Genomic DNA, 9,423 nt, shown 5'->3' on the forward strand with positions numbered 1-9,423 from the left:
CGGCACGGTCCACCGTCGGCTTTTCGATGAAGGCCGCGACCGCATGGCCTGCCTCCTCGCCCAGCGCGGCATCGAGCTTCTCGCCCTGGCGGATGTAGCCATAGGCGGTGCTGGGAAAAGAAGGTTCCACGCCGAAGGTCACGAGGTATCCCGCCATGGCGGCCGGCACGCCCTTCAGGATCGTGGCGACGAACCGCTCCGGTTCCGGAATGTGGTGATCGGCGGGCGCGAACAGCAGCAACTGCTCCGGGTCGGCCTGAAGGGCCACCGCCGACATCGCGGCGGCGGTATTGCGCGCCACCGGCTCAAGCAACTGCTTGCCGCTCACATGGGCAGCGTCGATGCCTTCCTGGACCAGGAAACGATGCTCCTCCGCCGCCACGCAGGTCACTTCCGGGTTGAGCAGGCGCAGGCGCTCGAGCGTGAGCAGCAGCAGGCTCTTGTTGCCCACCAGCGGGGCGAATTGCTTGGGCAGTGTCTTGCGCGACAACGGCCACAGCCGGGTGCCGCTGCCACCGCACAGAACGACCGGCTGGATCTGTGTCATCTCGAACCCTCGCCGGTGATCACGGCGCGAACGGTCCTCAGCAGGATCTTGATGTCGAGCCACAAGGACCAGTTGCTGACGTACTCCACGTCGAGTTCGACCCGGCGGGCGTAGGAGAGCCGGTTGCGCCCGCTGACCTGCCACAGGCCGGTGATCCCGGGGCGCATCGCGCAGTAGTGCTCCCAGCCCCTGCCGTACAGGCTGCGCTGGCGCTCCATGCAGGGGCGCGGGCCGACCAGGCTCATGTCGCCCTTGAGGACGTTCCAGAACTGCGGCAGCTCGTCCAGACTGAGCTTGCGGATGAACTGGCCGATCGGCGTGATGCGGGGGTCCTTTTCCAGCTTCTGGAAGGTGTTCCATTCGGTGCGCGCCATGTCGCTGCGACTCAGGAACTCGTCCAGCACGTCGTCCGAGTTACGCACCATCGAGCGGAACTTGTAGAAACGGAAGCGCCGGCCGCTCTCGCCGAGCCGRGTCTGCCAGAAATGAACCGGGCGTCCCATGCTGATGAGCACACCCAAGGCAACCAGCAGATAGAGCGGGCCGAAGACAGCGAAGAAGAAGAGGGCCCCGACGATGTCGAGGGAGCGTTTCACGATGCGCTCGAAGAGCGACAGGCGGCGCGGCCGCGCCTGAACGGGTGCTGCGGACGGGCCGCCGCCGTCCGGGGAAAAGCGTCGAACGACGTTGCCGTTGGCGGTCGAATCGGAACGAAACATCTGAAATCCCCCCGTGTCGGGTGCTGCCTCAAACTTTAAGCTTTAAGCGTGGCAGTGTAACGCTTTACTACTATCGGCAAGAATTTGAACATATGTCGCAGCCCGTGTCGTGTCAACAAAAGCCGTACATCGTCCGCCAAACGGCGTAGGCTGCCGCCCTCTGTCAGGGGCCCGACGAGCCACCTTGGTGCACTGCAGCATCTTGCGGAGAAGTGTAGTCCTTTTGTATGACAAAATGTTAATGCGAATGGGTGCCCAGGTGTTGTTTGCACACGCCGTTTATGATTTTGAGAACTAATACCGAAGTTTTCATCGGTTGGCGCTTTCAGCCCGGCCCCCGTCATCGGCGACTGCGTTGCGCTCAGGCTGGCGCCGGGCCGTGGAGGCCCTCAGAAACGAACGGTGTTGAAGTGAGGAGAGGCCGCGCGAGTGGCGGCCTCGAGGAACGGGCGGCGGGACCGCCGCGCGGGCGGGAGCCGCCCTGGGACCCCTGGGGGAGAGCGGGGAGGCATTGCGCCTCCCCGTGACCTCAATGCGAGGCGTTCGCGCCGCGCGCAGCCTCTTCGAAGGGCAGCGCCATCGATCCCAGGTCGCGGCGGGTTTCCACCAGCACCAGCGGGCTGTCGTCGATCACGATCGCCGGCGGGCGCTCGCGGGGCACGTGCACGGGCTTGGGCTCGGCGGCGATGGCGGCGCGGACCTCGGCGATGCGGTCGGCGTCCGAATTGACCCAGTGAAGGCCCGAGCCTTCGGCCACCTGGGCGAGCTCGTCGAGCGGCAGCTCGAAGGGCTGGACCTTCGGCAGCGCCCGTGCGGACGGGGCCTTGGCCTCGACCGCGATGGGCGCCACCGGGGCTTGGACTGGACGCTCCGCGCGAACCGGCACCGACGGAATGTCCGCCTGGACGGCGCGCTCTGGGACCTCGACAGGTGCCGGGGTGGCGTCGGGACTGGCGAGGTTCGCTTCCCCGGCGTCTTCACGCGGACCACGCTCGCGCCGATCGCGTCCGTAGCGGTCGCGTGAGCGGCCGCGGCGTTCGTCGCCGTCGCGGCGCGGCGCGCCTTCGACACCCTGCTCGTCGCCGGGGGCGCCGGTTTCGGCCGAGAGGGCGCCGACGGTGCCGGCCTCGAGCATCGAGGCGTCCGATGTGTCCGCCTCGACGGGTCGCGCCGGGCTGTCGTTACGCCGCTCGCGGCGGCCATCACCGCGTTCAGCACGCGGGGGGCGGTCTTCGCCGCGACCGCTGCGTGCGCCACGCTCGTTCGACGCGCCTTCCTGCGCGGCGTCGCCCTGGGCTTCGCGGACCGTGTCGGCGCTGCGTTCGCGCGCACCTTCGGCATTGCGCTCGCCGCGTTCACCGCGTTCCCGGCGCTCGCCGCGTCCGCGCGGCGCGCGTTCCGATGGGCTGGCTGCCTCGTCGTTCATCGCCGGGTTCGACGCCAGCGCCTGGCTGTCGAGCTGGAGGTCGGCGTTTTCGGCCGGCGCCTGGCGGGCTTCGCCATCGCGGCGCTCGCCGCGTCCGCGACGCTCGCCATCGCGCGGTGCGCGGGCTTCGCGTGGCTCACGCGGCTCACGTGGTTCGCGCGCCTCGCGCACTTGGCTGTCGGTGCGGGCCTCCCCGCGGGCCTCGCGCCCTTCGCGGCGTTCGCCGTCCCGGCGTTCGCCCGAGCGACCGCCGCGGCGCTCACCGCCACGGCCTTCGCCGTCGCGGCCGCCACGACCCTCGCCTCGGCCGCCGCGGCGCTGCTCGCCGTCACGCGCCGTGCGTGCGCCTTCACCGTCGCGTCCGGCCCGGCCATCGCGGCCTTCGCGGCGCGGCTTCGGCGCTTCCACCGGAATCACCACCGGTGCCGGCGCAGGCACCGGCGTGGCGCCGAACAGGCTCTTGATCCAGCCGAAGAGGCCGGATTCGGCCGATTTGGCAGGGGCTGCCACGGGTGCGACCGGTGCCGGGGCGGGCGCTGCCACCGGCGGGCGCACTGCTTCCGGCTTCGGCACCGCCACCGGGGCCGGCGCGTCGGGCAGCACGCCCTTGATCACCGGGGTCTGCTTGTTGGTCGGCTCCTGCGAACGGCGCGTGACCGAAGTCGGATCCTCGATCTCGTCGGCCATCTTGTAGCTGGCCTCGATGTGGTCGAGGCGCGGGTCGTCGTGCTTCAGGCGTTCGAGCCGGTAGTTGGGCGTCTCGAGCGTCTTGTTCGGCACCATCAGCACGGTCACGCGCTGCTTGAGCTCGATCTTGGCGATTTCGGGGCGCTTCTCGTTCAGCAGGAACGACGCCACTTCGACCGGCACMTGGACATGCACGGCCGCCGTGTTGTCCTTCATCGACTCTTCCTGAATGATGCGCAGGATCTGCAGCGCGCTCGATTCGGTGTCGCGGATGTGGCCCGAGCCGCCGCAGCGCGGGCAGGGGATCGACGAGCCTTCGCTGAGCGCCGGCTTCAGGCGCTGGCGGCTCATTTCCATCAGGCCGAACTTGCTGATCGAGCCGAACTGAACGCGGGCGCGGTCCTGCCGCAGCGCGTCGCGCAGGCGGCTTTCGACCTCGCGCCGGTTCTTCGACTCGTCCATGTCGATGAAGTCGATCACGATCAGTCCGCCAAGGTCGCGCAGGCGCATCTGGCGCGCCACTTCGTCGGCGGCTTCGAGGTTGGTGCGGGTCGCGGTTTCCTCGATGTCGCCGCCCTTGATGGCGCGCGCCGAGTTGACGTCGACCGAGACCAGCGCCTCGGTGTGGTCGATCACGATCGCGCCGCCGCTCGGCAACTGCACCGTGCGGGCGTAGGCGGATTCGATCTGGTGCTCGATCTGGAAGCGGCTGAACAGGGCCGCGTCGTCGCGGTAGCGCTTCACGCGGGCTGCATGCTCGGGCATCACGTGCGCCATGAACTGCTGCGCCTGGTCGTAGATGTCGTCGGTGTCGATCAGGATGTCGCCGATGTCGTGATTGAAATAGTCACGGATCGCGCGGATCACCAGCGAGGACTCCTGGTAGATCAGGAAGGCGCCCTTGGCGCCCTTGGCGGCGCCGTCGATGGCGGTCCAGAGCTTGAGCAGGTAGTTCAGGTCCCACTGGAGTTCGGGCGCCGAGCGGCCGATGCCGGCAGTGCGCGCGATGATGCTCATGCCCTTCGGGTACTCGAGCTGGTCCATCGCCTCCTTGAGCTCGGCCCGGTCGTCGCCCTCGATGCGCCGGCTGACGCCGCCGCCGCGCGGGTTGTTCGGCATCAGCACGACATAGCGGCCGGCCAGCGAGATGAAGGTCGTGAGCGCCGCGCCCTTGTTGCCGCGCTCTTCCTTCTCGACCTGCACGACCAGTTCCTGGCCTTCGCGGATCGCGTCCTGGATCCGGGCCTGGCTGGCCGAAACCCCTTCGGCAAAGTACTGCTTGGAGATTTCCTTGAACGGCAGAAAGCCGTGGCGGTCTTCGCCGTAGTCGACGAAGCAGGCTTCGAGCGAGGGCTCGACGCGCGTCACGACCGCCTTGTAGATATTGCCCTTGCGCTGTTCGCGCCCTTCGATCTCGATTTCATAGTCGAGGAGCTTTTGCCCGTCGACGATGGCCAGGCGGCGTTCTTCGGCCTGCGTGGCATTGATCAGCATCCGCTTCATGATGCGTTGTCCTTATGTCTTTACGATCGTTCTACCGGTCCATGACGGACCTAACGATGCACGGACGACGTCGCGCGAAACGAAGGAATTGCCGCTCGGCCCAGGCTGCTGGGGTCGCCGCGCGAGCGCGGATGACCGCATCGAGTGTCAGCTCGATGTCAGACGGGGTGGGGGCGCATGGATGGGGGCGAGCCCGAGGGGATGTCGATTCGCTATCTTTTTTATAGCGGTTGGCGCAGTGGTGGCACGCACTTCTGGCGATTCAATGCCTGTGCTCGCCGGCATCAGCCAGCGCAGGATCAGTTGAATCAGCAGCATCAACACAAGGTACTCGCTTCGATCCGCCGGCAGCTTGGAGCCTGCCGGCTGGGTATTCCGTATCGGTGTTTCGTGGGCATCGGCTTGACTCGGGAGCAGGGCCGCCGCCTTGCGCTCTTGCGCGTGGCCTGCGGACGCTGCCTCAAAGCGGCATCGACCTCACAGCGCTTCCTGCAGTGCTCTAAACTTCTGTTTAATCAAGCACTTACAAGACCGCGCTGGTGAAAAACATTATAGGTGCGAAGGCGCCCCCCGCGGCGGCAGAAGTTCGCTTTCTGACGGTCGACGAGGATTCCGCCGGCCAAAGGCTGGACAACTACCTGTTCCGCCATCTCAAGGGCGTGCCCAAGACCCACGTCTACCGGATCATCCGTTCGGGCGAGGTGCGCATCAACAAGGGGCGCGCCCAGGCCGAGTCGCGGCTGGCGGCGGGCGACGTGCTGCGGCTGCCGCCGGTCCGGGTCTCGGCCCGGTCGGAGGAGGGCGGGACGCCGGCCGCACCGGCGCGCGAATTCCCGCTGCTGCTCGAGGACGATGCCCTGCTGGCGATCGACAAGCCCGCCGGCGTTGCGGTGCACGGCGGCAGCGGCGTGAGCTTCGGCGTGATCGAGCAACTGCGAAGGGCGCGGCCGGCAGCGCGCTTTCTCGAGCTGGTGCACCGGCTGGACCGCGAAACCTCCGGCATCCTGCTGGTGGCCAAGAAGCGCAGCGCATTGACTGCGCTGCAGGATCAGTTCCGCGAGCGCGAGACCGGCAAGACCTACCTGGCGCTGGTCGAGGGCCACTGGCCGGCCAACAAGAAGGTGCTCGACGCGCCGCTCGCCAAGTACCTGCTGCCGGGGGCCGCAGGGGCCGCCGAGGGGGAGCGCCGGGTTCGCGTGGTCGCCAAGGACCATCCGGACGCGATGCGCGCGGTCACGCTGGTGAAGGTGCTGGCGCGCTTCGCGCTCGCTGGCGATCGGGCGGAGTTCTCCCTGCTGGCGGTCACCATCAAGACGGGCCGGACCCACCAGATCCGCGTTCACCTCGCCTCGGCCGGCCACCCGATCGCGGGCGACGACAAGTACGGCGTCTTCGAGCGCAACCGCATCTTGCAGAAGCTCGGCCTCAAGCGCATGTTCCTGCACGCCTGGCGGCTCCAGTTCACCCACCCCGCGAGCGCCGAGCGCATCTCGCTGCAGGCCGACCTGCCACCCGAACTGCACGCGCTGATGCCCGCCGCTGCGCTCGAAGCACTCGCCACCCATCCTTTTGTCCAAGCCCATGACTGACATCCGACCCCGCCGTTTCGACCTGATCGCCTTCGATTGGGATGGCACCCTCTACGACTCCACGCGCCTCATCGTGCGCTGCATCCAGGCCGCCGTGGTCGACGTCGGCGGCGCCAGGCCGAGCGAGAACGACGCCGCCTGGGTCATCGGGCTCGGCCTCGCCGAGGCGCTCGCGCGCGCCGCGCCCGATGTGCCCAAGGAGAGGTACGCCGAACTCGGCGCCCGCTACCGCCACCATTACTTGCAGCACCAGGATGACCTGGTGCTGTTCGACGGCGTGCTGCCGATGCTCGACGCGCTGCGCGTACGCGGCCACAAGCTGGCGGTCGCCACCGGCAAGTCGCGCCGCGGCCTGAACGAGGCGCTGGCCACGGTCGCGCTGCGCGATCGTTTCGACGCCTCGCGCACCGCCGACGAGACTTTCGGCAAGCCGCACCCGCGCATGCTGCTCGAACTGATGGATGAGCTCGAGGTGCCGGCCGAGCGGACGCTGATGATCGGCGACACCACGCACGATCTGCAACTCGCGATCAACGCCGGCTGCGCAAGCGTCGGGGTGAGCTATGGCGCCCACGAGCCGGGCGAATTCGATGCGCTGGCGCCGCTGCACGTCGCGCATTCGGTGGTCGGCCTGTCGCAGTGGCTGGTCGACAACGCCTGACAATCTCGTCATGAGCGAGTGCATCCCCCTGTGCAACGCCGCCGACCTGGTCGAGGGCGGCCGGGCCGTGCCTTTCGACGTGATCCACGGCGGCGAGACTTGCCGGGCCTTCGCGGTGCGATTCGAGGGCGTGCCGCATGCCTACCTGAACCGCTGCAGCCATGTCGCGATGGAACTCGACTTCCAGCCCGACCGGTTCTTCGACGACAGCGGGCAGTGGTTGTTGTGCGCGACCCACGGCGCGGTGTACAGGCCGGACACCGGCGAGTGCGCCGGTGGCCCTTGTCGCGGGGGGCTCGTGAAGATCGCGCTCAGCGAGCATGACGGCGTGGTCCACTGGCATACTGCCTGGAACCTCCAGCCCCTGGCCTTTTGACATGACCGAATCCAACCGCACGGAACCCGAGGGTTTCGAGCCTTTCGAGCGCCCCGCGCCCACCCCAACGACAAACATGGCCAAGAACGACCCCGCGCAGCAACCGGGCTGGGAGCGCGCGACGCTCGAGAAACTGGCTTTCGCGTCGCTGCGCGAGCAGCGGGCCACGCGCCGCTGGAAGACCTTCGTGCGCCTGAGCTGGCTGGCCTTCTTCATCTTCCTGGCCTGGTTCGCGATGTCGCGTGGCACCCCCGCGACCGCCAAGACCACGGCGCACACGGCCGTCATCGAGATCAAGGGCGAGATCGCCGCCGGCGCCGATGCCAGCGCCGAATTTGTGGTCGCGGCCATGAAGACCGCCTTCGAGGACGACGGCGCCAAGGGCATCGTGCTCTTGATCAACTCGCCCGGCGGCAGCCCGGTGCAGGCCGGCATCATCAATGACGAGATCAAGCGGCTGCGCGCCAAGCACAACAAGCCGGTCTACGCGGTGGTCGAGGAGACCTGCGCCTCGGCCGCCTACTACATTGCCGCCGGGACCGACAAGGTCTTCGTCGACAAGGCCAGCATCGTCGGCAGCATCGGCGTGCTGATGGACGGCTTCGGCTTCACCGGACTCATGGACAAGGTGGGCGTGGAGCGCCGGCTGTTGACGGCCGGCGACAACAAGGGCTTCATGGACCCGTTCAGCCCGATGAACGATGCCCAGAAGGCGCACGCGCAGCAGATGCTCGACCAGATCCACACCCAGTTCATCGATGTGGTCAAGAGCGGCCGCGGCGACCGGCTCAAGACCAGCACGCCCGGGCTTTTCAGCGGCCTGTTCTGGAGCGGCCAGCAAGCGGTCGAGCTGGGCCTGGCCGACGCGCTCGGCAACGTCGATTTCGTCGCCCGCGATGTGATCAAGGCCGAGGAAGTCATCGACTACACGCGCCGCGACAACGTGGCCGAGAAGCTGGCCAAGAAGTTCGGCGCCGCCCTCGGCGACGCCTCGGTGCGCGCGCTGCGCACCGCCCCCGCGCTGCACTAGTTCAAGATCTCAGGAATCGCTGTAGCGCGCCGACACCGCGAGCGCCGCGGCGAAGGCCACCACCAGGTAGAGCGCGTGGGTCAGCGAGCTGACCTGGGCCAGAAAGCCGATCACCGGCGGGCCAGCCATGAAGCCCAGATAGGCCGCGGCCGACACCGCCGCGATGCCGCGGGCCGGCTCCACGCCCGGGACCCGCGCCGAGGCCGCGAAGAGGATCGGCACCACGTTGGCGAATCCGACGCCGACGCCAGCGAATCCGATCAATGCGAGCCACGGCATGTCGGTCACGAGCACCACCGTCATGGATGCCGCGGCCAGCAGCGCGCTGCCGCGCAGCAGCACCGCCGGCGCGAAGCGGGCCCGCATGGCATCGCCGCCGAAACGGGCCAGCGCCATCGCCGCCGAAAAGCTCGCGTAGGCGAGCGCGGCCTGCTGCTGCGGGCTGCCGAGTTCCTGCTGCAGGTAGAGCACGCTCCAGTCGTAGATCGCACCTTCCGCGATCAGGCCGAGCGCCGCCAGCAGGCCGAGCATGGCGAGGGTGCTGCGCGGCAGCCTGAAGCCGTTGCCGGCGCTCGTCGCGAAGGCGGTCGCTTCCCTGGGCAGCATCCCGCGGGCGGACAGCGCGATGGTCAGCGCCATCGCCGCGGCGACGCCGATCAGGTGCCGCTGCGGATCCAGTCCGGCTGCCAGCGCCGCGCCGCCGGTCACGGCGCCGACCATGCCGCCGAGGCTGAACATGCCGTGCATTCCGCTCATCAGCGGCTTGCCGTTGCGAAGCTCGAGCTGCGCCGCCTCGGTGTTGATCGCGACGTCGAACATGCTGGTCAGGATGCCGAACGCCGCCAGCAGGCCCAGCAGCGCGGCGTAGGCCGGCAGGGCCAGCAG

The 9,423-nt window shown here is 68.3% G+C and carries 8 protein-coding genes; 4 read left to right on the forward strand and 4 right to left on the reverse strand.

Annotation, left to right across the window (positions count from 1 at the left end):
- The 3 genes from AC1D2K_RS22160 to AC1D2K_RS22170 form a co-directional block, all read right to left on the reverse strand.
- Positions 1 to 547 (reverse strand): sugar phosphate nucleotidyltransferase (locus tag AC1D2K_RS22160; protein WP_478091010.1); only part of this gene is annotated, 547 nt, incomplete at its 3' end.
- Entirely contained in the window at positions 544 to 1,266 is a 723-nt protein-coding gene (locus tag AC1D2K_RS22165) for a sugar transferase (protein ID WP_478091012.1), read from the reverse strand. The genes AC1D2K_RS22160 and AC1D2K_RS22165, both read right to left, overlap by 4 nt.
- 529 nt (positions 1,267 to 1,795) lie before the next feature.
- On the reverse strand, positions 1,796 to 4,882 hold the full coding sequence (locus AC1D2K_RS22170) for an Rne/Rng family ribonuclease (protein WP_478091014.1): 3,087 nt from the start codon (positions 4,880 to 4,882) through the stop codon (positions 1,796 to 1,798).
- 539 nt (positions 4,883 to 5,421) lie between these two features.
- On the opposite strand from AC1D2K_RS22170, the gene AC1D2K_RS22175 reads away from it, so the two are divergent.
- From AC1D2K_RS22175 to AC1D2K_RS22190, 4 genes are read left to right on the forward strand one after another with little or no spacing between them, the layout of a single operon-like run.
- A complete protein-coding gene (locus AC1D2K_RS22175) occupies positions 5,422 to 6,471 on the forward strand; it encodes an RluA family pseudouridine synthase (RefSeq protein ID WP_478091015.1) in 1,050 nt (349 codons plus the stop codon).
- Entirely contained in the window at positions 6,464 to 7,132 is a 669-nt protein-coding gene (locus tag AC1D2K_RS22180; RefSeq protein ID WP_478091017.1) for an HAD-IA family hydrolase, read from the forward strand. Before AC1D2K_RS22175 ends, AC1D2K_RS22180 begins: the two co-directional genes overlap by 8 nt.
- Positions 7,133 to 7,142: 10 nt before the next feature.
- Positions 7,143 to 7,508 (forward strand): Rieske (2Fe-2S) protein, encoded by a 366-nt coding sequence (locus AC1D2K_RS22185; RefSeq protein ID WP_478091018.1) that lies wholly within the window; start codon positions 7,143 to 7,145, stop codon positions 7,506 to 7,508.
- Between the two features lies 1 nt (position 7,509).
- Complete coding sequence (locus tag AC1D2K_RS22190; RefSeq protein WP_478091019.1) at positions 7,510 to 8,538, forward strand: S49 family peptidase; 1,029 nt, start codon at positions 7,510 to 7,512, stop codon at positions 8,536 to 8,538.
- 9 nt (positions 8,539 to 8,547) lie between these two features.
- Here the strand turns inward: AC1D2K_RS22190 and AC1D2K_RS22195 are convergent.
- The coding region (locus tag AC1D2K_RS22195; protein ID WP_478091021.1) for an MFS transporter at positions 8,548 to 9,423 on the reverse strand (876 nt) is incomplete at its 5' end.

The sequence above is a fragment of the Variovorax sp. P1_H12_2 genome (assembly GCF_056405335.1).